The sequence below is a fragment of the Halomonas sp. DP8Y7-1 genome (genome assembly GCF_019801685.1).
Lineage (GTDB): Bacteria > Pseudomonadota > Gammaproteobacteria > Pseudomonadales > Halomonadaceae > Halomonas > Halomonas litopenaei_A.
The window spans coordinates 115,504-139,759 of record NZ_JAHVIN010000014.1 but is presented as its reverse complement, the minus strand read 5'-3'; the positions used below and the strand labels follow the sequence as shown (position 1 = coordinate 139,759).

At 62.2% G+C, this 24,256-nt stretch carries 24 protein-coding genes; 11 read left to right on the top strand and 13 right to left on the bottom strand.

The window, feature by feature from the left end; translation table 11 throughout:
* Positions 1-115: 115 nt before the first annotated feature.
* Together cysZ and KUV41_RS17505 are read left to right on the top strand one after the other, a co-directional pair.
* The gene (cysZ, locus tag KUV41_RS17510) at positions 116-844 is read left to right on the top strand and encodes a sulfate transporter CysZ (protein ID WP_206942036.1); all 729 of its coding nucleotides are present in this window, start codon (positions 116-118) and stop codon (positions 842-844) included.
* 37 nt (positions 845-881) lie between these two features.
* Complete coding sequence (locus KUV41_RS17505) at positions 882-1,217, top strand: YnfA family protein (protein ID WP_206942033.1); 336 nt, start codon at positions 882-884, stop codon at positions 1,215-1,217.
* Between the two features lie 58 nt (positions 1,218-1,275).
* On the opposite strand, the gene phoR is transcribed toward KUV41_RS17505, so the two are convergent.
* From phoR to KUV41_RS17485, 4 genes are all read right to left on the bottom strand, one after another.
* On the bottom strand, positions 1,276-2,589 hold the full coding sequence (gene phoR, locus KUV41_RS17500) for a phosphate regulon sensor histidine kinase PhoR (RefSeq protein WP_206942032.1): 1,314 nt from the start codon (positions 2,587-2,589) through the stop codon (positions 1,276-1,278).
* Between the two features lie 89 nt (positions 2,590-2,678).
* Positions 2,679-3,368 (bottom strand): phosphate regulon transcriptional regulator PhoB, encoded by a 690-nt coding sequence (phoB, locus tag KUV41_RS17495; RefSeq protein ID WP_206942029.1) that lies wholly within the window; start codon positions 3,366-3,368, stop codon positions 2,679-2,681.
* Between the two features lie 111 nt (positions 3,369-3,479).
* Positions 3,480-4,373, bottom strand: a complete 894-nt coding sequence (ubiA, locus tag KUV41_RS17490) for a 4-hydroxybenzoate octaprenyltransferase (protein WP_222484200.1) — start codon at positions 4,371-4,373, stop codon at positions 3,480-3,482.
* A 234-nt stretch (positions 4,374-4,607) separates the two neighbouring features.
* Entirely contained in the window at positions 4,608-5,192 is a 585-nt protein-coding gene (locus tag KUV41_RS17485) for a chorismate--pyruvate lyase family protein (RefSeq protein ID WP_222486897.1), read from the bottom strand.
* 155 nt (positions 5,193-5,347) lie between these two features.
* Between KUV41_RS17485 and KUV41_RS17480 the strand changes: the two genes are divergently transcribed.
* The 3 genes from KUV41_RS17480 (at position 5,348) to KUV41_RS17470 (ending at position 7,537) form a co-directional block, all read left to right on the top strand.
* Positions 5,348-6,520 (top strand): FAD-dependent oxidoreductase, encoded by a 1,173-nt coding sequence (locus KUV41_RS17480; protein WP_222484198.1) that lies wholly within the window; start codon positions 5,348-5,350, stop codon positions 6,518-6,520.
* A 292-nt stretch (positions 6,521-6,812) separates the two neighbouring features.
* Positions 6,813-7,088 carry an HU family DNA-binding protein gene (locus tag KUV41_RS17475; protein WP_045991652.1) on the top strand — a complete coding sequence of 92 codons (276 nt, stop codon included), beginning with the start codon at positions 6,813-6,815 and terminating at the stop codon, positions 7,086-7,088.
* 92 nt (positions 7,089-7,180) lie between these two features.
* Positions 7,181-7,537 (top strand): hypothetical protein, encoded by a 357-nt coding sequence (locus tag KUV41_RS17470; protein WP_206942024.1) that lies wholly within the window; start codon positions 7,181-7,183, stop codon positions 7,535-7,537.
* A 207-nt stretch (positions 7,538-7,744) separates the two neighbouring features.
* Here KUV41_RS17470 and recG read toward each other — a convergent pair whose 3' ends face one another.
* Together recG and KUV41_RS17460 are read right to left on the bottom strand one after the other, a co-directional pair.
* Positions 7,745-9,826, bottom strand: a complete 2,082-nt coding sequence (recG, locus tag KUV41_RS17465) for an ATP-dependent DNA helicase RecG (protein WP_222484196.1) — start codon at positions 9,824-9,826, stop codon at positions 7,745-7,747.
* Positions 9,823-10,740 carry a hydrogen peroxide-inducible genes activator gene (locus KUV41_RS17460; RefSeq protein ID WP_206942022.1) on the bottom strand — a complete coding sequence of 306 codons (918 nt, stop codon included), beginning with the start codon at positions 10,738-10,740 and terminating at the stop codon, positions 9,823-9,825. Before KUV41_RS17460 ends, recG begins: the two co-directional genes overlap by 4 nt.
* Positions 10,741-10,855: 115 nt before the next feature.
* Between KUV41_RS17460 and KUV41_RS17455 the strand changes: the two genes are divergently transcribed.
* Positions 10,856-11,734: an SDR family oxidoreductase gene (locus tag KUV41_RS17455; RefSeq protein WP_206942021.1), complete on the top strand. Its 879-nt coding sequence runs from the start codon at positions 10,856-10,858 to the stop codon at positions 11,732-11,734.
* A 110-nt stretch (positions 11,735-11,844) separates the two neighbouring features.
* Here the strand turns inward: KUV41_RS17455 and KUV41_RS17450 are convergent, their stop codons facing one another.
* From KUV41_RS17450 to gmk, 6 genes are all read right to left on the bottom strand, one after another.
* A complete protein-coding gene (locus KUV41_RS17450; RefSeq protein ID WP_222162291.1) occupies positions 11,845-12,339 on the bottom strand; it encodes an acyloxyacyl hydrolase in 495 nt (164 codons plus the stop codon).
* A gap of 237 nt (positions 12,340-12,576) precedes the next feature.
* A complete protein-coding gene (gene thpR, locus KUV41_RS19750) occupies positions 12,577-13,089 on the bottom strand; it encodes an RNA 2',3'-cyclic phosphodiesterase (protein ID WP_222237890.1) in 513 nt (170 codons plus the stop codon).
* A 72-nt stretch (positions 13,090-13,161) separates the two neighbouring features.
* The gene (locus KUV41_RS17440) at positions 13,162-13,551 is read right to left on the bottom strand and encodes a RidA family protein (protein ID WP_206942017.1); all 390 of its coding nucleotides are present in this window, start codon (positions 13,549-13,551) and stop codon (positions 13,162-13,164) included.
* A gap of 82 nt (positions 13,552-13,633) precedes the next feature.
* Positions 13,634-15,766, bottom strand: a complete 2,133-nt coding sequence (locus KUV41_RS17435) for a RelA/SpoT family protein (RefSeq protein ID WP_206942015.1) — start codon at positions 15,764-15,766, stop codon at positions 13,634-13,636.
* Between the two features lie 63 nt (positions 15,767-15,829).
* Positions 15,830-16,090 (bottom strand): DNA-directed RNA polymerase subunit omega, encoded by a 261-nt coding sequence (rpoZ, locus tag KUV41_RS17430; protein ID WP_206942013.1) that lies wholly within the window; start codon positions 16,088-16,090, stop codon positions 15,830-15,832.
* A gap of 215 nt (positions 16,091-16,305) precedes the next feature.
* Positions 16,306-16,938 carry a guanylate kinase gene (gene gmk, locus KUV41_RS17425; protein ID WP_206942011.1) on the bottom strand — a complete coding sequence of 211 codons (633 nt, stop codon included), beginning with the start codon at positions 16,936-16,938 and terminating at the stop codon, positions 16,306-16,308.
* 150 nt (positions 16,939-17,088) lie between these two features.
* Here gmk and KUV41_RS17420 point away from each other — a divergent pair, with 150 nt between their 5' ends.
* Both KUV41_RS17420 and KUV41_RS17415 read left to right on the top strand, forming a co-directional pair.
* Positions 17,089-17,778: a lysophospholipid acyltransferase family protein gene (locus KUV41_RS17420; protein WP_222486896.1), complete on the top strand. Its 690-nt coding sequence runs from the start codon at positions 17,089-17,091 to the stop codon at positions 17,776-17,778.
* Positions 17,771-18,727 carry a phosphatidate cytidylyltransferase gene (locus KUV41_RS17415; protein WP_222162294.1) on the top strand — a complete coding sequence of 319 codons (957 nt, stop codon included), beginning with the start codon at positions 17,771-17,773 and terminating at the stop codon, positions 18,725-18,727. The genes KUV41_RS17420 and KUV41_RS17415 overlap by 8 nt, the downstream gene beginning before the upstream one ends.
* A gap of 134 nt (positions 18,728-18,861) precedes the next feature.
* Here the strand turns inward: KUV41_RS17415 and KUV41_RS17410 are convergent, their stop codons facing one another.
* Positions 18,862-20,085 (bottom strand): MFS transporter, encoded by a 1,224-nt coding sequence (locus tag KUV41_RS17410; RefSeq protein ID WP_206942010.1) that lies wholly within the window; start codon positions 20,083-20,085, stop codon positions 18,862-18,864.
* A 593-nt stretch (positions 20,086-20,678) separates the two neighbouring features.
* Here KUV41_RS17410 and KUV41_RS17405 point away from each other — a divergent pair.
* The 3 genes from KUV41_RS17405 to KUV41_RS17395 all read left to right on the top strand — a co-directional run bounded on the left by KUV41_RS17405 (position 20,679) and on the right by KUV41_RS17395 (position 24,239).
* Complete coding sequence (locus KUV41_RS17405; protein ID WP_222486895.1) at positions 20,679-22,178, top strand: M28 family metallopeptidase; 1,500 nt, start codon at positions 20,679-20,681, stop codon at positions 22,176-22,178.
* Between the two features lie 41 nt (positions 22,179-22,219).
* The gene (locus tag KUV41_RS17400) at positions 22,220-22,525 is read left to right on the top strand and encodes a hypothetical protein (RefSeq protein ID WP_206942007.1); all 306 of its coding nucleotides are present in this window, start codon (positions 22,220-22,222) and stop codon (positions 22,523-22,525) included.
* A gap of 124 nt (positions 22,526-22,649) precedes the next feature.
* Positions 22,650-24,239 (top strand): zinc metalloprotease, encoded by a 1,590-nt coding sequence (locus tag KUV41_RS17395; RefSeq protein WP_222486894.1) that lies wholly within the window; start codon positions 22,650-22,652, stop codon positions 24,237-24,239.
* Positions 24,240-24,256 lie beyond the last annotated feature (17 nt).

The window sequence follows — 24,256 nt, the reverse complement described above, 5'->3', positions numbered from 1 at the left end:
TCAATAGGCCGGCCCTGTCAGGGTCGTTGCCGGTACCCTGAACTGCGGGCCATCGTCGAGACGATGGCCCGCAGTCGTTATGGCCTTGTTGATGTCATTGCCAAGGATAGAAGTCATGCTGAATGCTATTGAGGCGGTTCGTCGCGGTACGCGGCTGGTCTATAGCCGTGGACTGCGCCGCTACGTCTTTCTTCCCATTCTGGTCAATCTGCTGGTCTATGCCGGCATGCTCAGCTATGTGCTGGGTGAGTTTGGTGGCTGGCTCGACAGCTGGATGGCCATGGTCCCAAGCTGGCTGGAGTGGCTCGACTGGCTGATCTGGCCCCTGTTCGTGGTCAGCCTGATCGTGATCGTGTTCTTTTCGTTCACCCTGGTGACCCACCTGATTGCTGCCCCCTTCTACGGCTTTCTGGCAGCGCGTGCCGAGGTCGAGCTGACGGGTCAGGAGCCCAGCGACGACCGCGGTTGGCTCAAGACCGGTGTTGATGCACTCGGGCGTGAACTGCTCAAGCTGGCGTATATTCTGCCGCGCATGATCGGCCTGTTCATCCTCAGCTGGATACCCGTGGTGAATCTGGTGGCACCGCTGCTCTGGGCGGCCTTCAGCGCCTGGACCATGGCGATTACCTATCTCGACTATCCGATGGACAATAACAAGGTCAGTTTTCCCGATATGCGCAAGCGACTGTCGGCGCGCTGGTGGCCGAGTATCAGCTTTGGCGGCCTGGTGACGCTGATCACCTGGATACCACTGGCCAATCTGTTTCTGATTCCCGGCGCAGTGGCCGGGGCTGTGCTGATGTGGGATCAGCACTATCGCCAACTGCCGGTGGTGCGTCGCTGATGGCGACCTGTCACCTGGCCGGTGCAAGGCGCTGCCGATGTTGACAGGGTTGCCTGGGCTGGCCATCTACCTGTTGGCGGCGGTGGCCGAGATCGCCGGCTGCTTCGCGGTATGGCGCTGGTGGAGGGCGGATGGTGCGGCCTGGTGGCTGTTGCCCGGTCTGTTCAGCCTGGCGCTGTTTGCCTGGCTGCTCAGCCAGGTAGACGCTGACTATGCTGGACGCGCCTTTGCCGCGTACGGCGGCGTGTATATCGCGGCATCGTTGGGCTGGATGTGGTGGGTGGAGCAGCGCCCCCCCGATCGCTGGGACATGATGGGGGCGGCGCTTTGCCTGGCGGGCGCTGCGGTTATCTTGCTGGGTCCCAGGAGCTGAAAAGACACAGTGATGCCAGCCTGGCTTGAAGCGGGGCTGGTGTGTCCCTGGGTCGGGGTCAGGGCGAGGCGGCCGTCTGGCGGTTTTCCTGCACTCGGCTCGAGGGGAAGATACAGCGGAAGGTGGCGCCTTCACCCGGATGTGAGTCGATGTCGAGGCGCGCATCGTGGCGCAGCAGCACGTGCTTGACGATGGCGAGGCCTAGTCCGGTGCCACCGGTCGCCGTGCTGCGTCCCTTGTCTACCCGATAGAAGCGCTCGGTGAGGCGCGGAAGGTGCATCGGGTCGATGCCGTCGCCGTCGTCCTCCACCTCAAGACAGGCGCCATCACCGTAGGCCCGCCAGCGTAGCTGGATACGTGCGCCATCGCCGGCATAGCGCACGGCATTGAAGGCCAGGTTGGAAATGGCACTGTGAATTTCCTTCTCACTGCCCTTGAGCCCACGCGGATCGTCGATGGACACCTCGATCTGCTGGCGCCCACCAGACAGCGCCTGTGCATCTCGCTTGACGGTCTGCAACAGAGTGGTGGGGTCGAGCCGCGTGTGGTCATCGCCGCCCTGATCGTTTTCCAGTCGCGACAGCAGCAGCAGATCATTGACCAGGTTCTGCATCCGACGGGTCTGGTTCTGCATCTGCGCCACCCCCTTGCCGAGCCGTTCGGGCAGCATGTCGGCCATGTCGCCGTAGGTCTCGAGATAGCCGGTCAGTACCGTCAGTGGCGTGCGCAGCTCATGGGAGACGTTGGCCACAAAGTCTCGGCGCATCTGTTCCAGGCGATGCAGGCGTGTGATATCGCGCGCCATGACCAGGCGTTCATCGTCACCGTACAGGGTGATCTGGAACTGCAGGATCATGTTCTCGTCGATGGGCGATGGCAGGCTCAGCGGCTCACGATAGTCCCGCTCGTTGAAATAGCCGACGAAGCGCGGATCACGCAGCAGGTTGGTGATATGTTGACCACGGTCCAGCGCCGGCTTCAGGCCTAGCATGCGCTCGGCAGAGCTGTTCCACCATTCGAGATCGCCATGGCGATCCAGCATGACCACACTGTCGCGCATCGCTTCAGAGGACTCCTGGATACGCTGAAGCGTTGAGCGCAGGCGTCGTTGGGTAATGCGCTGGCCCTTCTGGTAGCGATAGAGTCGATCAAACAGCTCGCCCCACAGACCGCTGGCGGTAGGAGGTTCCTGCTGGGGACGATGGGTCAGCCAGTCGTGCATGGCGTGCAGGTTGCGCAGATGATAGGCGAGACCAAGCGTCAGGCCCGCTCCGACGCCGACACTCGTCAAGGAAAAGGGCCAGCCCAGCAGGGCGCCGATGCCGACCAGCAGGGTCAAGCGCCAGACTTCTCGTCTCCACAGTCGACCCACGTCAGCTCCTGGCTCCGTTCACCTATGTCCTCCTGTCTGCCGCCAGCCGTACAGGCGCTATCAAGCCTGCGTGGAAGGGAGGCAAGACGTCACATCTTGGCCGAAAAACGGTAGCCGGTGCCGCGCACGGTCTGGATCAGCTGCTGATGTGGCTCGCCAAGGGCCTTTCGCAGGCGGCGAATGTGCACGTCGACGGTGCGTTCCTCGACGTAGACGTTGCCACCCCAGACCTGATCAAGCAACTGGCCGCGGGTGTAGGCGCGTTCCTGGTGGGTCATGAAAAACTGCAGCAGGCGGTATTCGGTGGGCCCCATGTCGAGCGACTTGCCGTCGACGCTGACGCGGTGGCTGACAGGATCGAGCTTGAGCCCGTCGACTTCCACCGGGTCTTCAACGCCGCGGGGAGTGGCACGACGCAGCACCGCTTTTAGACGGGCGACCAGTTCCCGGGGAGAGAACGGCTTGGTGATGTAGTCGTCTGCACCTGCTTCAAGCCCCTGAATCTTGTTGTCCTCCTCACCCTTGGCGGTGAGCAGGATGATCGGCAGCTCGGCGGTGGTTTCTTCCCGCTTGAGGCGGCGTGCCAGCTCGATGCCACTGGTTCCGGGCATCATCCAGTCCAGCAGCAGCAGGTCTGGCTGATCGTCCACGATAATCGCGTGAGCCGCCTGGGCATTGTCGGCCTCGAGGACCCGGTAGTCGGCCATTTCCAGAGCCACCGCGATCATTTCGCGGATGGGCGCTTCGTCGTCGACGATCAATACGGTCTTGGCTGTCATCCCGGGCCTCTTGTTCAGGGTCTTCCTATCAACGGTGACAGATGACACCACGTCAATGTGACATTTAGATGACATTGGCCGACCTGTCGAGCCCTCGTCAGCTCGACAGGGTCATCCCAGGTCGGGATAGAGACTCAGCGCCAGGCCGGCAAACAGCAGCAGGCCCGACCAGTGATTGTTGAGAAAGGCCTGGAAGCAGCGATCGCGATCACGCTCCTTGATGAGTTTCTGTTGGTGGATAAAGGTAGCCGCCATGGCCAGCCATCCCAGCCAATAGAAACCGCCGATATTCAGTAGAGCGCCCGCCCAGGCCAGCAGGCCCAGCGTTGCCAGCTGCAGCAGCGCGATGATGCGAGTGTCCCAGCGACCAAACAGCACTGCGGTCGACTTGATGCCGATCTTGAGATCATCGTCACGGTCCACCATGGCGTATTCGGTGTCATAGGCCACCGTCCACAGTACATTGGCGGTGAACAGGATCCAGCCGACCGTGGGTACCTCGCCCAGCACGGCACCGAATGCCATGGGAATCGCCCAGGAAAAGGCCGCCCCCAGCACCACCTGGGGAAAGTGGGTGTAGCGCTTCATGAAGGGATAGCTGGCGGCCAGCACGGCGCCGATCAGCGACAGCCATACGGTAAAGCCGTTGGTCAGCCATACCAGCACGAAGGCCGCTGTCAGCAGACCGACGAACAGGATCTTGGCTTCCTGCTCGCTGATACGCCCAGTCGCCAGAGGGCGGTGTTTGGTACGTTTGACGTGACCGTCGAAATGGCGGTCCGCATAGTCGTTGACGACACAGCCTGCTGCTCGCATCAGGTAGACGCCAGCGACAAAGATCAGCAGGGTGTCGCGGGCGGGAATGCCGTCCGCCGCTACCCACAGCGCCCACAGTGTTGGCCACATCAGCAGCCAAGTGCCGATGGGGCGATCCAGACGCATCAGCGCCAGGAAGTCGGGAATTCGGGCGAGGCGTCCGGGGGGACGCAGCAGGGAGCGGTCCATCGTGGTCTCTCGAGGGCTAGTGGAAAGTCGCTGTCACAGGCATCGTGGCGGGCACGCTTCAGTCGTGTCCGCATCCGCTGGTGTGGCGTTGAGCGTCGAAACAAGACGAGACAGTTCATCCATGGGTGTCGCCGGGAGCGACCATTTACTGCCAGGTCTGGTCAGCGCTTGTCGACATGACGGACCAAGCCTAGCGCGGGGAGACGGGCGTGACCAGTACAGCGCGGTCGCTGTCTAGCCTGGAGACGGGTCGAGTGACAGCGCCTCGGCCATGGCGGGCAGAAAGCTCTCTTGCACCAGCATCACCCAGCCCCCGTGGCAAAACAGAGAGCGCCGTTGCCAGATACCGCGGTATCCGTGGATAGGACGAGATATCCGGCTGATCTCGATCGGGCTGCGGCGAAGATCCGGCTGCTGAAACAGCCAACTGCCCAGCGAGTTTTCGCCAAGGCCGGCAAAGGGCGCCTGTTGATCGCTCACCCGTGGTGCCACTGAGCGTGCCACCACCCAAGGGACCTCGTCGACGCACAGCGCGACCTCGCGCAGCCAGGCCTGCTGGCCGGCCGCCAGTCCCAATGCCTCGGCCTCGTCCGGCCATGGCTGCCCCAGGTACTGGTCGAGCAGACGCACGTGAAAGCGTCCCTCGCCAGCGGCCGCCATCAGTCTCTCCGTCAGTGAGTCGCGGGAAGCCAGCCACTCCAGCCAGCGCTCAGAGATGGCATGCGACGATGTGGGGATGTCGCGCCACTCGGGAGTCGATCTCGGGCACTCGGGCTCGACATGGCAACGGGACGGGGTGACATGAGGATGCTGTGACATGGGGCCTTGAGGTCCTTGCTGCACCGGACGTCGTGCTCCGGTAGATGGGCGCATAGTGTACCATGGTGCACAGGAGTCACTCGCTGGAGCCCCCGCTGGGCACTCCGGTTTCTTGAATGACCGCAGTGCGGTCGTCGGCAGAGTCGAAGTACGTGATGCAAGCACCCTTGACCATCATCGGCACTGGCATGGCAGGCATTGGCCTGGTGCGCCAGGTGCGCGCACTGGACGCCCGGCGTCCGATCACCCTGATCACGGCCGATAGCGGCGATGACTACTCCAAACCCTTGTTATCCACGGGCTTTGCCAAGGGCTTGGCGGCGGATCGGCTGGCGGCCCGTTCGGCCCTGGAGCTGGCCGATCAGCTGAATGTGGTGGTGCGCACCCATACCTGGGTAGACCGCATCGATACAGCGTCCTCGTGCCTGTGGATTGGCCAGGAACGGCTGCCCTGGTCGGACCTGGTGCTGGCCACCGGTGCCAGTCCTGTCGCTCCCTTCGCCATTCCGGCGGAGCTCAGCGGCCGCGTGTTCTCGATCAATGATCTCGATGACTACCGCCGCTTCTCGGCCATTCTTGACGGCCTGGAGCGTCCGGCGCGAGTGGCGGTGATCGGGTTGGGCCTGGTGGGCTGCGAGTTCGCCAACGACCTCCAGGCGGGCGGACATCAGGTCGTCATGGTTGGCCCGGAGCCCACCTTGCTGCCGAGGCTGCTACCCCAGCAGCCGGGCCAGGCGCTGGGCAATGCGTTTCGTGACGCTGGCATCGAGATCAGAAGCGGGCGCCTGGTCGACAGCGTAGCGCGTCAGGCTGCGGGCGATGAACAGGAGATCGTCCTTCGGCTCGATGACGGCCAGACGCTGAGCGCTGATCTCGTGCTGGTCGCTACGGGGCTCAGGCCCCGCAGCCAGTTGGCCGAAGCGGCGGGCATCCGTACCGGCCCCGACGGCATCCAGGTGGATCGCTATCTATCGACGTCCTGTCCGCGTATACACGCACTGGGAGACGTGGCCTCGGTGGACGGCGTCAACGCGATGTATGTGCAGCCGTTGCAGGCATCGGCCAAGGCCCTGGCCGCTACCCTGTGCGGCAGCCCGACCCCGGTGAGCTACGGCCCATGGCCCGTGCTGGTCAAGACACCGCTGCTGCCGGTGGTGGCGTTGCCGCCGGCAAGTGAGCGAGTGCAATGGCGGATCGAGGCCGATGGCGATGACATCAGCGCCCTTGCCGAGGACGAACAGGGGCAGCTCAAGGGGTTTGCGTTGACGGGAAAATGCGTTCGTCGGAAAGTCGAACTGGCGCGGGCGGCACCGCCGTTGCTAGGCTAGGTTCGTTGATGGTGGCTGGGCCACCGTCGTTGAAGGTGCCATCGTTGCAGTGTGTGATACTGATTCTGATTCGTGTAACACGAATGGACGGTGTCACGTCGATGGGTTTCGAGTGTCATCTCACCACAACAAGGATGCACTGATCGATCCGTGACGTTCATTGCCGGCATCGTATGGGAGCGTTGGCATGGCAGGACCTGGAAGGGTCCAGGTGGACACACGGACAGTGTTTCCATAACAATGATCCCGGTGCCATGGCACCGGGTAGTCAAGCCAAAATTAGGAGGGCTGTATGCGCAAGCCAGAACTCGCCGCGGCAATTGCCGAGCGCGCTGATCTATCCAAGGACAAGGCCAGCCAGGTGCTGAACGTGATTCTCGACGAGATCACCGGCAGTGTTTCCTCGGGCCAGGATGTGTCTTTGATCGGCTTCGGCACCTTTACCGTGCGCGAGCGTGCCGCGCGGACCGGCAAGAATCCCCAGACGGGTCAGCCGTTGAAGATTCCCGCCAGCAAGACAGTCGCCTTCAAGCCCGGCAAGGGCCTCAAGGACGCCGTCGCCCGCTGAGGCGACGCTTGCCATTGTCAGAAATGGCAGCGAATGGCTGATATCGCGGCTCGCTTGGCGGGCCGCGCCTTCCTATTCCAGCGTGAGGCAACATGACTCTGAGACTGATGTTGTGGCTGCTGGGTGTCATGCTGAAGCGGGCACTCAAGCGCAAGGCGCGCTTTCGTGAGCGGCTGGAAGAAAAAGGTGGGCTCGACTGGGGTATCGCGACAGAGGACCTGTCGATCGCTCGTTACTACCGCATGCGGCCCAGCGGTATCGAGACCCAGCGAGGACTCCCCGTCGATCTGGACCTCGAGCTGCGCTTCCAGGATAGCCAGACAGCGGTGAAGGTGTTGCGTCGGCCCACCCAGCAAGTGTTTTTCGACGCCATGATGTCGGGACAGTTGCGCCTGGTAGGGGACGCTCAGGATATGGACAGATTGCAGCGTCTGCTCAAGCATCTGTAGGGGGATGACGGCCACCATTGCGTGGCTCGTGATCGCGCGGAGCAGGCCCACCGCCAGCGAGTGAATCTTGGCACCCGCATCCACCGCACCTTGATCTTGTGACAGAACTTGATAGTGCTGCAGGCATTGATGACATCCCGTTTCAGGGGGCATCACCCGCCGTCTTCCTGCACGCTTCCCACGACATGCCTTGTGGCTCTGCGCGGTCTACACCTGCCCATAGCGCCCAGCTTCTTCTCCCAGCCAGCGCCTGATCAGCGGGCGACTGGCCCCAGGATCGCGTGCCAGTAAGGCGTCTGCCAGTGGGGTGATCTGTGGCAGCAGGTCGGCGTCGCGTTCCAGGTCGGCAATCTTCATCTGAGCCAGGCCTGTCTGGCGGGTGCCCAGCACCTCGCCTGGACCACGAATTTCCAGATCCCGCTCGGCAATGCGAAAGCCATCGGTGGTTTCTCGCATCACCGCCAGGCGCTGCTTCGAGGTGTTCGACAGCGGCGGGTGATAGAGCAACACGCAGTAGCTTTCGGTGCTGCCTCGACCGACGCGTCCACGCAGCTGGTGAAGCTGGGAGAGCCCGAGACGTTCAGGGTTTTCGATGATCATCAGGCTGGCGTTGGGCACGTCGACACCGACTTCAATGACGGTGGTCGCTACCAGCAGGTCCAGCTCACCGCCCTTGAAGGCAGCCATGGTAGCGGCCTTGTCGGCGGCTTTCATGCGACCGTGTACCAGCCCGATGGACAGCTCAGGCAGGGCCTCTGTCAGCTCCTGATGGGTCACCTCGGCTGCCTGACAGGTCAGCGCCTCGGATTCCTCGATCAAGGTACACACCCAGTACGCCTGCCTTCCTTCGGCACAGGCGTTACGAATTCGTGCAATGACGTCGGGCCGACGCTCATCCGGCACCACGGCAGTGGTCACCGGAGTTCGGCCGGGCGGTAGTTCATCAATCACCGACACATCAAGATCGGCATAGGCACTCATTGCCAGGGTGCGTGGGATCGGCGTCGCAGTCATGACCAGCTGATGGGGCGTCAGACCACCTTGCTCGCCTTTCTCGCGCAGTGCCAGGCGTTGGTGGACGCCGAAGCGATGCTGCTCGTCGATGATGGCCAGGCCAAGGCGGTCAAAAGAGACGTCATCCTGAAAGATGGCATGGGTGCCGACAATCATCCGCGCCCGACCATCGGCGATAGCCGCCTTGGTATCCAGTCGTGCCTTGCCCTTGAGCTTGCCCGACAGCCAGGCAACGTCGATGTCCAAAGCGTTGAACCAGTCGCGAAACGCCCGATAGTGCTGTTCTGCCAACAGTTCCGTCGGCGCCATGATGGCGGCCTGGCAGCCTCCGGCAATGGCGGTCAGGGCGGCCATGGCAGCGACCACGGTCTTGCCTGAACCCACGTCACCCTGGACCAGCCGCAGCATGGGGGCAGGCTTGGCCAGATCGACGCCAATCTCGTCGAGCACCCGCCGCTGGGCCCCGGTCAGAGAAAAGGGCAACTGTGCCAGAAAACGCGTCTTCAGACTGCGTCCGCTGGGCAAACAGGGGGCGCCGTCGGACTGAATGCGCAGGCGCACCTCGCGCAGGCTCAATTGATGGGCCAGCAGCTCTTCCGTGGCCAGGCGTTTGCTGGCCGGATGGCGGCCGTCGCTCAGGGCGTCGACATCGCTGTCCGGGGGTGGGTGGTGCAGGGTCTTCAGGCTGTCCTGCAGTCCGACCAGGGAAAACTGTTGGCGAATGTCGTCCGGTACATAGTCGGGCAAGGCTGCTGGGTCGGCCTCGAGCATGGCCATGGCCTGGTCGATCAAGGCGCGCAGCCTGGCCTGATGGAGACCCTCGGTGGTGGGATAGATGGGGGTCAGATGATCTTCCACGGGTGGCTCGTCACCCCCGATCAGGCGGTACTCGGGGTGGTAGATCTCCAGCCCCGTGGCACCGGCGCGGGCTTCACCGAAGGCGCGCACCCGTGTGCCTGGACGGAATTGCTGCTGCTGGGCAGGAGAAAAGTGAAAGAAGCGCAGGCTGAGAATGCCGCTGCCATCCTTCAGTCGCACCAGCAGACTGCGGCGCCGACCGCGGATGACGTCAGCGGCACTGACATCTCCCTCGACGACCGCTTCATGGCCCCCGCGCAGGGTCGCGATGGGGGTGATCCGCGTGCGGTCCTGGTAGCGCAGCGGCAGATGAAAGAGCAGATCCTCGACGGTCTCCACTTTCAGCCGCGCGAGCTTCAGTGCCAGCGCCTCGCCCACACCCTTCAGTGATGTGACGGCTTCGTTCAGGCGGCTCACGCCGTCTCCTGGTCGGCGGCGCGGCAGCGGGCGATGGCGTCAGTGACCGCGTCGATCGCCTTGGGCCGCGGAAAGCTGGCGCGCCAGGCGATCGCCACCGTGCGCCCCGGAGGCTCGCTGAACGGTCGGCTGATCAACATGCCGCTCTCATAGTGGCTGGTACCAATGGCGGAGCGTGGCAATACCGTGATGCCAAGACCCGACGCGACCATGTGGCGAATGGTCTCCAGGGACCCGCCTTCTGCGGTCAGCGTGTTGTTGGGACTGTTGAGCTTCTGGCTGATGGCCGGGCAGGCTTCCAGGATCTGGTCACGGAAGCAGTGACCTTCACCCAGCAGCAGCAGGCGTTCTTCCAGCAAGTCTTCCTTGGCGATGCTCTTGCGCTTGGCCCAGCGATGATCTGACGGTAGCAGAACCTCGAAGTCTTCTTCATACAGCGGCTTGGTGACCACGTCGGTCTCGGTAAACGGCAGGGCGACGATGATGGCATCCAGCTCGCCGTTCCTCAGCTTGCGCCGCAGCCCACCGGTGAAGCCTTCCTCGATATAAAGAGGCATCTGGGGGGCGCCTCGGGTCAGCTCCGGAATCAGATGCGGGAACAGATAGGGCCCGATGGTGTAGATCGCACCTATGCGCAGGGGACTGGCCAGCTGGTCACGTCCGGCCGTCGCCAGTTCCTTGATGGCGCTGCTTTGTTCCAGCACGCGCTGAGCCTGCTCGACGATCTTTTCGCCGAGGGGTGTGACCTGTACCGTGGACTTGGATCGCTCGAACAGGGCGACCTCCAGCTCCTCTTCCAGCTTTTTCACCGCCACCGAGAGTGTCGGCTGGGAGACAAAGCAGCGCTCTGCGGCACGCCCGAAATGGCGCTCCTGGGCCAAGGTTACGATATAGCGGAGTTCTGTTAGAGTCATATGGTGCCGATCGGCATCCTCTGTTCGGGGTATTGATCAAGGCGCCAGACGCTGGATGCGCGGGTCTCCGGACCGGAGCCTCATAGGGATTTTATATCAGGGGGACGCGGTAAAGGTGAAGACGACGACGTTGATTGTTGGTTGTGGCGACATTGGCATAGCGCTGGGCCGTGAACTTCTGGCCAAGGAACATCGGGTCATTGGTGCTCGGCGCCACCCCGAACGGCTGGCCGAAACGGGCATCGAGGGAGTGACGGTGGATCTCGCCGATCCTGAATCCGTGACCGCTCTACCGGATGCTGACATCGTGGTATACGTGGTCAGCGCCGACCGCTTCGAGGAAGATGCGTATCGTGCGGCATATCCGGAGGGGCTGAAAGCGGTCCTGGGCACCCTGTCAGAACGTGATGTTCCGCCCCGCCATGTGTTCTTCGTATCCTCCACCAGCGTGTACGCCCAGCGCGACGGAGAAACGGTCGATGAACAGAGCCCTACCGAGCCATCCGGCTTTTCCGGCGTGTTGATGCGGGAAGCCGAACAGGCGTTGATCGATCACTCGCTACCGGGAACCGTGGTGCGCTTTTCCGGCATCTATGGGCCTGGCCGCGACCGTCTGATTCGGCAGGTCAGTGAAGGACGGATTGCGCCCGCCACGCCCCCCATGTACTCCAATCGCATTCATCGCGACGATTGCGCCGGGGTGCTGGTGCACCTGATCGACAAGGCGTTGCAGGACGACGCCCTGGCCCCGCTCTATCTGGCCAGTGACAGCGAACCGGCCCCGCTCAATGAAGTGATGACGTGGTTGGCCAAGCAGTTGAAGGTCGAGTGCACCGAGACCATTCAGTCCCCGCTGCGGCGCAGGGCCAGCAAGCGTTGCGATTCTCGTCTGCTGATCGAGAGCGGCTACCGTTTTCGTTACCCCAGCTTTCGCGACGGCTACGCTCAGGTCCTCAAGGAAGGGGGCTTCCTGCAGGTGGATCCCGTCGGCTGAGATTGCCTGGAAATGTCAGGGCCCGCGACATATGTCACGGGCCCGGTCGCTAGGACAGCTCGACAAGACGCTGATGGCACAGCGAGTCATCACGGTGCCTATGGGCTTGGCTAGTAGGCCAGACGCCAATTCAACCCATACAGCTCGAAGCCGTCATTGGGTTCCTTGATACTGGCGTTGGAGTAGTGGGTGATGCTGACTGACAGGTCACCATAGACCCCCATTCTTACGCCCAGAGCCAAACGATCTTCGAACTGAAAGGCGCTGCCCAGGTCTCGGTCCTCGATGTGGGTATCGACAAAACCTGACGCGCCAATACCTCCCTCGACGAAGACGTGTTCCCAGCTGTAGCGAAGTGCCGGACGAACATAAAACGCCTGGTTATCGCTGCGTTCATCCCCCTCGAAAAGAATGAATCCTGTGCCCAGGCGAAGATCCAGTGCCGGATGATAGTGGCTGAGGTCAAAGGTCCAGTCGTAGCCCAGGTCCAGGGCTCCTGTCCCTTCACTGGTGGAGCCGAGACCAAGCGTCGGACCAGCCATGGCTGGAGTGGCAAGGCTGGCAAGCAGGCAGACGGCCAGCGGACGAGCAAGTATGTTTGGCATGAGTTTTCCCTGGTTCTTTTCATCCCTTGTTATTGGCCTGCGATGTCCCTGCAAGCCTTCACCCGAGACAGGGTGAACCTGTCTGTCACGCATGTGCGGTCGGTGCGGACCGCGGGGGGCTGGCAGCACGTTGGGCAAAGGTGCTGGCAACTCTGTGTATGATCGATGCCATAAAGATGCGTCAGTTTGTGCCAATAGAGCCACCAACTGACGGTGATTCACCCTGATGATTCGCCTTCATGCCTTGCTGGAGGCCAAGAGCGTGTAGTGGCTTCCCTCATGGCTTAAAGATGACTGTATTAGGTGAATAGAAGTATAGGACCAGCAGAATTTGTCCACGGATAAAGCTTGTGCCGCAGGCGCCATTGCTCTACGCCGTAGCGATACATGGGGACGAAAATGAGAAGGCCGGTGAGCCAGTCCCATGTCAGCGAGCTGACGAGACAGCGCTGCCTGTTGCAGCAGCAGGTTCTGAGGTGGTTGCCCGGGGCCGATCCAGACAATGCCGGGAGCCGTAAAAACACCGAGGGTATCGAGGACGAGCCGGCCGTTCACGGGCGGGTAGTGTTCAACAAACTGGCGAAGGCGTGCGCTTGTCGTCGCATCCTGTTCACCCAGGAAGGCCAGGGTCAGGTGAATATTGGCATCGGCAATGCGGCGGCCGCCACAGTCAGCCTCCAGCGACTCAGAGAGAGCTCCCAGGCGCTTGCGCAGGGCGTCGTCAGGGAGCAGGGCGATGAACAGTCGCATGATGGGCTGGGCCAGCGAGGAGCCATGCCGGTACCTTGATGACGCCACAGGCACCGGCAGGCGTGAGGGTCATCAGTCGCCGATGACCATGACCGCTTCTGCTTCGAACTGGCTGCCCTTGGGCAGTGCCTTGACGCCCACCGCCGCACGGGCCGGGTATGGCTTGGTGAAGATCTCTTCCATCACCTTGTTGACCGTGGCGAAGTTGTCCAGGTCCACCAGATACAGGTTGAGCTTGACGATGTCCTGCAGTGAGCCAGCGGCTTCTTCGCAGACGGCTTTCATGTTGGTGAACACCTGGCGCGCCTGGGCCTCGAAGTCATCCGACACCAGCTCCATGGTGGTCGGGTCGAGGGGGATCTGGCCTGACAGGTAGACCGTGTTGCCGGCCTTGATCGCCTGGGAGTAAGGACCGATGGCGGAGGGGGCTTGATCGGTGTTGATAACAGCCTTGTTGCTCATTATTGACTCCTGATGTCATGTCGATGGCGACAGCCACGTGGCGAACGGCCATGGGATTCATGGCCTGTTGGCGCCACCCAGGTCAGTTGCCGAGACGAGAAATCTTGCCGATATGGGAGAGATTACGCAGTCGCTTGATGATGCGCGCCAAGTGAATGCGATCCCGCACAGAAAGCGTCAGATTGACGATGGAGAGACGAGCGTCTCTCTCTTCGATACCGATGCGCTCGATGTTGGCGTCGGCATCGGTGACCAGTCCGGCCAGTTCTGCCACCAGGCCGCGACGACTCTCGACCTCCAGGCGCAGTGCCACCTGGAAATCTTCATCAATGGTGTCCGACCAGTTCAGGGTGAACAGCTTTTCCGGATCGCTCTTCAGCTCCTGCAGATTGCGACACTCGGAGCGATGTACCACGATGCCCTTGCCCACCGATAAGTGGCCGATGATCGGATCGCCCGGTAGCGGATAACAGCAGCGCGCAAACTTGATCACCATGCCTTCCACGCCACTGATAGTGACGTTGGAGCTGTCGCTGCTGTCGCGATTCTGCGTGATCCGCTCGCCCCGCTGCAGCTCCACCAGGCGCCGCGCGATGACGTGGGTCATGCGGTTGCCAAGCCCGATGGCTTCCAGCAGATCGGACTCGTTCTGGATCTCCATTTCCTTGAGCAGGCGGGCCATGACGTCGTCACCCAGATCTTCCAGGTGTACCTCGAACTCCATCAACGCCCGGGTCAGCAGGCGGCGACCAAGCTGCACGGCTTCGGTGTGCTGTTGGTGCTTCAAGGCGTGACGAATGGCCGAGCGGGCCTTGGCCGTGACCACGAAATTGAGCCAGGCAAGGTTAGGCTTGCCGCCAGGAGAGGTGATGATCTCCAGCGTCTGGCCGCTTTCGAGGCGGGTCGACAGCGGCGCCAGGTGACGATCGATGCGACAGGCGATGCAGGTGTTGCCGATCTCGGTGTGTACCGCATAGGCAAAGTCGATCACGGTAGCGCCCTGGGGCAGCTCCATGATGTCGCCCTTGGGGGTGAACACGTAGATATCGTCCGGGAACAGGTCGTTCTTGACGTGCTCAATGAACTCCAGGGAGTCGCCGGCATGGCGCTGCATCTCCAGCAGGCCCTTGACCCATTCGCGGGCCCTGGCACGGCTGCCCTCGGCAATCGGATGCGAGGTCTGGCCTGCCTTGTAGAGCCAGTGGGCAGCGATGCCGTTGTTGGCCATGGCTTCCATTTCACGAGTGCGGATCTGCACTTCGATGGGCATGCCGTTGGTGCCGAACAAGGTCGTGTGCAGGCTCTGGTAGCCGTTGGCCTTGGGGATCGCGATGTAGTCCTTGAAGCGTCCGGGTACCGGCTTGTAAAGGTTGTGCACCATGCCCAGGATGCGATAACAGCTGTCGACATCGTCGGCGATGATGCGAAAGCCGAACACGTCCATGATCTCGGCGAAGGACTTTCGCTGGTCGCGCATCTTGCGGTAGATCGACAGCAGATGCTTCTGGCGACCGATGACGGTGCCCTTGAGCTCGTGCTCGTCGAGCCGAGTCTGCAAGGCGTTCTGCACCTGGCGAATGGCGGAGCGACGATTGCCACGGGCGCTGGCCACGGCACGCTTGATTCGCTCGGCCCGCATCGGGTGGATAGCCTGAAAGGACAGGTCCTCGAGCTCGACGCGAATGGTGTTGATGCCAAGGCGGCTGGCAACGCGAGCATAGATTTCCAGGGTTTCCCTGGCGATGCGACGCTTCTTGTCAGGCCTGAGCGCACCGAGGGTGCGCATATTGTGCAGACGGTCGGCCAGTTTGACGATGATGACCCGGATGTCCTGGGACATCGCCAGCACCATCTTCTGGAAGTTCTCAGCCTGGGCGACGGCCTTGTCCTCGAAGGTGATCTGGGTCAGCTTGGATACACCGTCGACCAGGTCGGCCACGGGCTCGCCGAACTGTCTGGCCAGGGCCTCCTTGGGGACGCCGGTATCCTCGATGACGTCGTGCAGCATGGCCGCCATCAGACTCTGATGGTCCATGTGCATGTTGGCGAGGATATTGGCCACCGCCAAGGGATGAGTCACATAGGGTTCACCGGAACGCCTGCGCTGGCCGTCATGGGCCTGTTCAGCGTAGTAAAAGGCACGCCTGACCTGCTGGATTTCCTCGGCGGGCAGATAGCCTCCGAGTCGGTCAGACAGATCGTCGATGGTGAACATGTGGCGTGCCCCGACTGCGTGATGAGGACCCCGTGGGATGGCCAACGGCCATCCCCGGCGCGATCATTCCTCGGAGGGCGAGGCGTGAGAGTACTCGGGACGGAAGCGGCTGGGAGCCTCGACCGGCTCGTCCAGTACGCTGTCATCGATCAGGCCGTCGGCGATTTCACGCAGGGCCATGACCGTGGGCTTGTCGTTTTCCCAGGGCAGCAAGGCATCGCGGGAGCCGCGGGCCAGCTGACGGGAGCGCTGGGTGGAAATCATCACCAGCTTGAAACGGTTCTCGACATGTTCCAGACAATCTTCGACGGTAACTCGCGCCATTGGGCCCTTCCTGATCTGACAGACAGTGTGTCGGGCAGGTGCTGGCCTTTCGCGGTCGGCGAGACGGACTATGCCCCCGCCGACGATTGCGCCCGGGGGTTGCACCTGCGAAGTGACAGGCTAGATTACTCGAGTCACGCCGCTTCTGACAAGACGCTGGACGGTCGTTGCAGTGCCGAACCGCTTGCCCACCGGCGTGGTGGTGAGGAGGTACCTCAATTGTGTGGCTGCGTATCGGTCAACAGCGCTTCGAGCAGGGCAGCATGACGCTGATTCTGGCGCGGGGTCGCCAGGCGCTGGGCGACGACCAGTGCACGCAGTTCGTCCAGCGCCGTGGTGAAGTCGTCATTGATCACCAGGAAGTCGTATTCGTCATGGTGAGACATTTCACTGACGGCTTCACGCATGCGCGCGCTGACGACCTGATGGTCATCCGTACCACGGCTCGACAGGCGACGCTCGAGCTCTTCCCGGGAGGGCGGCAGAATGAACACCGAGACCGCGTCCGGCATCTGCGCCCTGACCTGACGAGCGCCCTGCCAATCGATCTCGAGGATGACGTCCTGACCTGCGGCCAACAGGGTTTCCACGGCGCTTCGCGAGGTGCCGTAGCAGTTGTCGAAGACCCGTGCGTGCTCGAAGAAGTCGCCCTTGTCGATCATGGCGTCGAAGGTCGGCATGTCGACGAAATGGTAGTTCACGCCATCTACCTCGCCCGGTCGCTTGGCTCGGGTCGTATGCGAGACCGATACCTGAATGCCGTCGAGGCCCTCGATCAATTCGCGCACCAGGCTGGTCTTGCCGGCGCCGGAAGGGGCGGAAATGATGAATAGCGTACCTTGGGACATGGGCGGGGTCTTCACCTGAGGGATTCGGAACAGAGAGTGCAATATGAGGGCAACCGAGGGCCCGAAGTATGGCACAGTTGCCGTCCGGGCTGCACCCGTCGACGCCGGAGAGGGATATCTCGCACGCGGTGCCTGATACAGGGAATGAACATGAAGAAACCCTCTTGGAGGGCGTCATTGACGGGCATGCTGATTCGCCTGTTCGCACGCCTGGTGACATCGCCACGGCCAATCTGGTCGGGAATCGCGCCGATAGCGCGCCAGCGGCTGTATTACGCCAATCACTCCAGTCATGGCGACTTTGTCCTGATCTGGACCACCTTGCCGCCGCGCCTGCGAGCGCGAACTCGCCCGGTGGCGGGGGCCGACTATTGGCTGGCGTCGCCGCTGCGCCGCTTTTTGATCCATGAGGTGTTTCAGGGCGTGCTCATCGCGCGTCAGCGCAAGACAGACCAGACGGCGACGCAGCCACAGGGAGACCCCCTTGAAGACATGGGCGCTGCACTGGCAGCAGGCGACTCCTTGATCCTGTTCCCTGAGGGCACGCGTAACACCCGAGAGGATGGCATGCTGCCGTTCCGTTCTGGGCTTTATCACCTGGCCCAGCGCCATCCCGAGGTCGAACTGGTACCGGTATGGATCGATAACCTCAACCGGGTGCTGCCCAAGGGCGAGGTGGTTCCCCTGCCCCTGCTGTGCACCCTGACCTACGGGGCACCCCTGCCGCGTATTGATCACGAGAGCCGCACAGACTTCCTGGCGCGTGCCCAGGAGTCGCTGATGGCGTTGGCGCCGAACGCGCAAGAAGCATCGCTCCAGGGAGGCGCGTCGCATGAATGACATGGTGATCCCCGCAGGCCTGGGAACGCTGCTGGCGGCGATTGCCGGCATCCTGGTGGTCGCGAGTACCATCGGTTTCGTGTTGGCGAGGCGTTACTCCCCTGGTGGGGAGAACGAGGTGATCGAGAACCTCAACCAGCGTATTCGTTCCTGGTGGCTGATGGCGATACTGATGGGCATCGCCCTGCTGGGCGGACGAACAGGCGTGGTGCTGCTGTTCGCCTTTGCCTCCTTCTCCGCGCTGCGCGAATTTCTCAGCCTGATTCCTTCTCGACGCGCCGATCACTGGGCGTTGGCGCTGGTGTTCTTCGTGGTGCTGCCCGTGCAGTACGTGTTTATCTGGCAGCAGTACTACGGCATGTATTCGATCTTCATTCCGGTGTATGCCTTCTTGCTGCTGCCGGTTGTCGCCGCGATCAGGGGCGATAGCCATGGCTTTTTAGACCGAGTCAGCGAGGTGCAGTGGGCCTTGATGGTGTGCGTGTTCTGCGTATCGCACGTGCCCGCATTGCTGACGCTGGATATTCCCGGTTTTGAAGGGCGCAATGTCCTGCTGATTGCCTTTCTTATCGTCGTCGTCCAGCTCAGTGACGTGCTGCAGTACGTGTGGGGCAAGCTGATAGGTCGGCGCAAGATCGCCCCACGCTTGTCCCCATCGAAGACGCTTGAAGGGTTTGTCGGAGGGGTGGCGAGTGCCACCCTGGTCGGTGCCGGACTGGCCTGGATGACCCCGTTTACCTTGCTCCAGGCGGCCTTGCTGGCACTGATGATCGCGTTGCTGGGCTTCGTTGGAGGGCTGGTGATGTCAGCGATCAAGCGTGATCGCGGGATCAAGGATTGGGGACACCTGATTGAAGGGCATGGTGGCTTTATCGATCGCCTGGATTCAGTGATCTTTTCCGCGCCCATCTTCTTTCATGTGGTGCGCTACTTCTGGTCTGTCGCCTGAGCTGACTCGCTACCTCTGCCTTGTGGGCGTCATGACGACAGCGCCGGTCCTCAGGGGACCGGCGCTGTCGTATGAACCACCCGGCGGAGCGGGTCGGGAGTGTGCCCGGCCGAGATCGTCGGTCGGTCGCCGCCTCAGGCGTTGTTGTCGGCCGCCTGCGCCCGTGCGGCACGACGGGCGTCGCTGCGTTTTTCTGCCCGCAGCCCCAGCATGAACACCACCAGGCCGCCAAACGCCAGCCCTGCACCCACCAGGCCACTGGATGACCAGGGAGCGCCCGCCTTGATGGCCACACCACCGAGATAGGCACCCAAGGCATTGGCACAGTTGAACGCAGCGTGGTTCATCGAGGCCGCCATGGTCTGAGCGTCGCCGGCGACGTCCATCAGGCGGGTCTGCAGGGCAGGCCCCAGCGCCATGCTGGTGCCGACCAGGCCGACAAACAGTATGCCGGTGTAAAGGTTGTTGGCGGCAAAGTAGAAGGCGGCCTGGACGACCAGACACCACAGCAGGATTCTGGGCACCGCTTTCATCAAGTGGCGATCGGCGGCGCGTGCACCGACCAGGTTGCCGATGATGCCACCGATGCCGAAGATCGCCAGGACCCAGGGTCCGATGGACTCGGGCATGTCGGCCTGGGCGCGCAAGGTGGGGACCACGTAGCTGAAGACCGAGAACATGCCGCCAAAGCCGATGCTGGCAACGCCCAGAGTGTAAAGCACGCGTTGTTTCACCAGGGCTGTCAGCTCGCGCTTGGGACTGGCCTTGACGTCATGGGGCTGGCGCGGCACGAACAGCCGGATCATGCCCATGGTAAGGAAGGCGATGACACCGACCGCATGAAAGGCAAACTGCCAGCCCATCCACTGACCGGCCCAGGTCGCCAGGGGGGCGCCGATCACGATGGCACTGGTCAGACCCAGCATGACACGACTGATGGCCCGCGCTCGCTCCTCGACCGGGACCGCGGCGGCGGCGACCAGAGCGGCGACGCCGAAATAGGCGCCGTGGGGCAAGCCCGCAATGAAGCGCAGCCCGACGAAGGGCCAGAAGCTGGTGGCCAGGGCGCTGGCGATATTGCCAATGGCGAAGACCAGCATCAGGCAGATCAGCAGTGTACGCCTGGGCACCCGTGCCGCCAGCGCCGAGATCAATGGAGCGCCGACAACCACGCCGAGGGCATAGGCGGAAATCGCGTAGCCCACGTCAGCGGAACTGACCGACAGGTCCTGAGCGACCCGCTCCATCAACCCCATGATCACGAATTCGCTGGTACCGATGCCGAAGCCACCAAGGGCAAGGGCGAGCTCCGCCAGGCGAGGATGCCGTGCACGAAGATTGGTGATGGAGATTGCCATGGGACCTCCCGACAAACGAAAACGATCCCGACGGGATGTCGAGATCGTAAATTTACGACGAAAGTATAAAGCAACTAACAGGCGTGTTCTACCGTCTGTATGGTCCTTTCTCGGCGACAATGATGACAATATTCTCGAATATGCCGACCTTTTGTCGCCAGTACGCCGGTGGTAGAAGACCTGCGCAGAGCGCACGGCTGGCGATTTCATCGCTGATCAGATTCGGAGCTTTACTACATGAACGGCACGACCTGGCCTGGACGAGACCTTCACTCAGCTTGGTGTGTCCTTAGGTGAAAAAGTTTCATCTCTCGCCAGCCCACTGATTTTCTGTGCACTTTTTTCTCAGGGAACTGGCACCACCCGGTGTGGATGATCCGTTCACTCAGATGATTCGATGATGATCAAAGAGTTACGGATAGGTGCCTGAGGTTGCTGGAGCCAGGGCAGCCACAGACGGTTGGCCGTGAAACAACTACCTTGATAATCCATTACGCTGCGGCTAATTCCGCTGAAGAGGGTTCTGCCGGTGAGCAGGACCGTCTCGTTCTGGCGCATCGTCCCTGCTGCTGATGGCAGCCAAGGGTGACTCCATGAAGGTGATACTGAGGCAAACGATAACGTCTTCTTCCGCTCGCGCCAAACCGCTGACAGTAGCGGGAGTCTGGCGGGTGCAGGCGGGAGGTCAGCAGCTGTTGGTCGCGCCCAATGCGCGCTGGCCGGCGCTGCGTGCGACGCTTGATGACAGTGCTGGCGATAGTACTGGCAATAGTACTGGTAATAGTACTGGCAATAGCGCCGACGTGCAGGCGGTGGATGTCGCCCGAGGGAGCCTGCACGGTGTCTGCCAGAAGGGCCGGCTGTTTCAGCAGCAGTATCCTGACGTGCCGGTACTGCTGAATGCGGGCCGCTATCTGGTGGTCGACCTGGACCGAGCCACGGCGCGTCAGATCAACGCTGGGCTCGATGACCATCAGGAGCCGTGTTTTCGCCTGTTTCCGCTGAACAAGGACACTGTTCTGTTCCATCGGGCCAAGCCCAACGAGGGTCCTGAGACTCGCGCCACGTCGCTGACAGCCCTGGTGAACTCGGCCTCGCGTTCACGCTATGACCAGCTGATCAGACAGCTGGTGTCCTGGCCTACTCGGCATTCTACCAGCGCCAGCTATGGCGAGGCCGCAGATTGGGCGGAAGGCCAATTTGCTGCTGCGGGTTTGTCCTGTTCGCGTCAGACCGTATCGATCCCGACAGGGGGCACCAGTAGCAATGTGGCAGCCGCGCTGGCAGGGGTTGGCGCCCATCCTCGGCATTGGCTGGTCGTGGCGCACCTGGACAGCGTCAATCATCAGGGAGGACCGTCGGCGCCAGCTCCGGGCGCCGACGACAATGCCAGCGGATCAGCGGCGGTAGTGCTGATGGCCGAGGTGCTGGCTCAGCGCCAGTTCGACGATGACATCAGCTTTGTCCTGTTCGGCGGAGAAGAGCAGGGACTGCATGGTAGCCGTCAGTGGGTCGCGGGACTGTCGAGTAGCGAGCGGCAACGGATCGCGGGCGTGCTCAATATGGACATGATTGGTTCGGTCAATGCGACGCCTCAAGCCGTCCTGCTGGAAGGCGCGCCGCTCAGCCAGGACATGATCGATGGACTCAGCACAGCGGGAGCGCAGTTTACTGATCTTGAGCTGCAGGTCTCGCTGAATCCCTTCGCGAGTGACCATGTGCCCTTTATTGATGCGGGCATTCCGGCGGTATTGACCATTGAAGGTGCCGATGGAGCCAACGCCAATATCCATGGGCCTGGTGACGTGCTGGCCACGGTCGATATCGACTATGCGATGAAGATCATCAGCATGAACCTGGCCTTTGTGGCCGAACGCGCCGGGCTACGGTCGTCGATGCAGCCCCCCGCGCCGCTGCCGCTATGTGTTTGCCGCGGCGACGAGCGCCATCATCGGGGGGACCCGTGGCGTCACTTCGAGGCCCAACGGCAGGCGCTGCTGGCGCAGTACCGTCGTCTGCAGGCGTCTGCACAATGGCATCCGTCCCTCGACGCCGGGTGGCAATGGGCCTTGGCGACGAAGGTCTCTGCATGACCGCGCTGGAGCGTAGAACAACACCTCATAAGGAGGCAGCCATGACGATGCCGCTGTGCGGAGACTGGGTGGAAGTGAAGGAGGAGGGAGTGAACGGCTGCATGATTCTGCGCCATCCCGATTCACCGGCGATCGCCCCGTCGCGCATGCCTCGTCGGCGGCTTTGCCTCCACCCTGATGGCTCTGCCGAGTGCTACGGCGGCAGCGCATCCGACCGGCCCTGTCGTGATGCCACGGGACATTGGCAGCAGCAAGGACAGAAGCTGCAGCTGACGTTGCCCGGATGGGAAGGCGATTACGACATTGATGCAGTGGAAGAGGACATTCTGATCATCACCAAGCGATAGGCTCCTGGCGCAACCCGCCCGAGGCGAATGGGAAGAGCGTTGTGGGGCCGCAGGAGGCCAGCCTGCCGCTGGCCAATGAGTCCGTACTCACAACGCTGGCCTCCTGGCTGGCGGGGAGCAAGTCATGTCTGAAGAAATGAACCATCCAAGAGGATGTCGCTGCTGTGGCACCATGGCGCTGCACCGGCGCCTGCTTGACGAAGACCCAGGGTACGCCCGTCGCCGGGCGCGCATCGAGGAGCACGCCTTTCGCGCCATGCGTGGCACCATGGCACAGCGTCCGGGATGCACGCGCATACCGGTGGTGGTGCACGTGGTCTACAAGACCGATGCCCAGAACATTTCCAGAGAGCAGATCGACAGCCAGATCGAGATCCTCAACCAGGATTTCCGCAAGACCAACGCCGATATCTCCAGCGTACCGGCGCCGTTCGCCCCGTTGGCGGCGGATGCCAGACTGCTGTTTGTCCTGGCCACCACCGATCCAGACGGCAACGCCACCGACGGCATCACTCGCACCCAGACCGAGGTCAGCGGGTTCTCGGGGGATGACAAGGTCAAGGCCGACGCCACCGGCGGCAAGGATGGCTGGCCCTCTGATGAGTACCTCAATATCTGGGTCTGCCCGCTGAGCGGAGGTCTGCTCGGCTATGCCCAGTTCCCGGGAGGCCCCGCCGCCACCGACGGCGTGGTCGTGACCTACACGGCCTTCGGCAACATGGGCACCGCCCAGGCGCCGTTCAATCTGGGGCGTACGGCCACCCATGAAATCGGCCATTGGCTCAATCTGTTCCATATCTGGGGGGATGATGGCACCGGCTGTTCCGGCTCCGACTTCGTCGACGATACGCCCAACCAAGGCGGCGCTAACGTGGGCAAGCCCAGCTTTCCCAAGGTGTCCTGCGACAACGGTCCCAACGGCGACATGTTCATGAACTACATGGACTACGTCGATGACGACACCATGGTGATGTTCACCGAAGGCCAGGTGGCACGGATGCAGGCCTGCCTTGACGGACCCCGCAGCGCCATCGGCGAGACGGTGTCCTGTACGCCGGTATTGCCCAAGTTCCCGCCCAAGGACAGCCCCAAGGAGCTGACCAAGGAGATCGTCAAGGAGCTGGCCAAGGACCCGATCAAGGACCCGGCCAAGGAAACCGGCAAGGAGCTGCCCAAGGATCGCCCGAAGGAGGTGATCAAGGATTTTCCCAAGGAGGGACCGAAGGATGGTGGCAAGGAGCTGTTGAAGGACGGCATCAAGGAGCCGCCGAAGGAGCTCAGCAAGGAAAAACCCAAGGAGCTGCCAAAGGACCTGGCCAAGGATCCAGGCGTCGACCCTGGCAAGATCAAGCCGCTGGATCCCCCCAAGCAGGTCTACGAAGCCCCTGGCAAGGCCCTGCTCGAGGGCGGCAAGCAGGCCTTCGAGAATCCGCAGCCCGGCGGCTGGGGCAGTGTACCGGTGCAACCCGCCATGCCGGTGCAGCTTGGTACGCCGCTGCAGCCCTTCGTGCTGGCGACCGGCCAGCCTCCTGCCGGAGCGTCATTGAAGCCGCCCACCAGTGACGGCGCAGACAATGGTCAGGCGCTGCTCGCTGAGTACGCGCAAATGCTGGCGTACTACGCTCAGCTTCACCAGATGGGCATGCTCGATCAGCAGGGGATGATGGCCTGGCAGCAGGCCTGGGAAGCCTACCTCCAACTTGGCGGCCAGTAGCTCCCGTTCACATGGCG

Bases quoted from the DNA above. Each gene is read 5' to 3' on its own strand.
- cysZ (WP_206942036.1), top strand. From the start codon at position 116: ATGCTGAATGCTATTGAGGCGGTTCGTCGCGGTACGCGGCTGGTCTAT.
- KUV41_RS17505 (WP_206942033.1), top strand. From the start codon at position 882: ATGTTGACAGGGTTGCCTGGGCTGGCCATCTACCTGTTGGCGGCGGTG.
- phoB (WP_206942029.1), bottom strand. From the start codon at position 3,368: ATGACAGCCAAGACCGTATTGATCGTCGACGACGAAGCGCCCATCCGC.
- ubiA (WP_222484200.1), bottom strand. From the start codon at position 4,373: ATGGACCGCTCCCTGCTGCGTCCCCCCGGACGCCTCGCCCGAATTCCC.
- KUV41_RS17485 (WP_222486897.1), bottom strand. From the start codon at position 5,192: ATGTCACAGCATCCTCATGTCACCCCGTCCCGTTGCCATGTCGAGCCC.
- KUV41_RS17480 (WP_222484198.1), top strand. From the start codon at position 5,348: ATGCAAGCACCCTTGACCATCATCGGCACTGGCATGGCAGGCATTGGC.
- KUV41_RS17475 (WP_045991652.1), top strand. From the start codon at position 6,813: ATGCGCAAGCCAGAACTCGCCGCGGCAATTGCCGAGCGCGCTGATCTA.
- KUV41_RS17470 (WP_206942024.1), top strand. From the start codon at position 7,181: ATGACTCTGAGACTGATGTTGTGGCTGCTGGGTGTCATGCTGAAGCGG.
- KUV41_RS17460 (WP_206942022.1), bottom strand. From the start codon at position 10,740: ATGACTCTAACAGAACTCCGCTATATCGTAACCTTGGCCCAGGAGCGC.
- KUV41_RS17450 (WP_222162291.1), bottom strand. From the start codon at position 12,339: ATGCCAAACATACTTGCTCGTCCGCTGGCCGTCTGCCTGCTTGCCAGC.
- thpR (WP_222237890.1), bottom strand. From the start codon at position 13,089: ATGCGACTGTTCATCGCCCTGCTCCCTGACGACGCCCTGCGCAAGCGC.
- KUV41_RS17440 (WP_206942017.1), bottom strand. From the start codon at position 13,551: ATGAGCAACAAGGCTGTTATCAACACCGATCAAGCCCCCTCCGCCATC.
- KUV41_RS17435 (WP_206942015.1), bottom strand. From the start codon at position 15,766: ATGTTCACCATCGACGATCTGTCTGACCGACTCGGAGGCTATCTGCCC.
- rpoZ (WP_206942013.1), bottom strand. From the start codon at position 16,090: ATGGCGCGAGTTACCGTCGAAGATTGTCTGGAACATGTCGAGAACCGT.
- gmk (WP_206942011.1), bottom strand. From the start codon at position 16,938: ATGTCCCAAGGTACGCTATTCATCATTTCCGCCCCTTCCGGCGCCGGC.
- KUV41_RS17420 (WP_222486896.1), top strand. From the start codon at position 17,089: ATGAAGAAACCCTCTTGGAGGGCGTCATTGACGGGCATGCTGATTCGC.
- KUV41_RS17415 (WP_222162294.1), top strand. From the start codon at position 17,771: ATGAATGACATGGTGATCCCCGCAGGCCTGGGAACGCTGCTGGCGGCG.
- KUV41_RS17410 (WP_206942010.1), bottom strand. From the start codon at position 20,085: ATGGCAATCTCCATCACCAATCTTCGTGCACGGCATCCTCGCCTGGCG.
- KUV41_RS17405 (WP_222486895.1), top strand. From the start codon at position 20,679: ATGAAGGTGATACTGAGGCAAACGATAACGTCTTCTTCCGCTCGCGCC.
- KUV41_RS17400 (WP_206942007.1), top strand. From the start codon at position 22,220: ATGACGATGCCGCTGTGCGGAGACTGGGTGGAAGTGAAGGAGGAGGGA.
- KUV41_RS17395 (WP_222486894.1), top strand. From the start codon at position 22,650: ATGTCTGAAGAAATGAACCATCCAAGAGGATGTCGCTGCTGTGGCACC.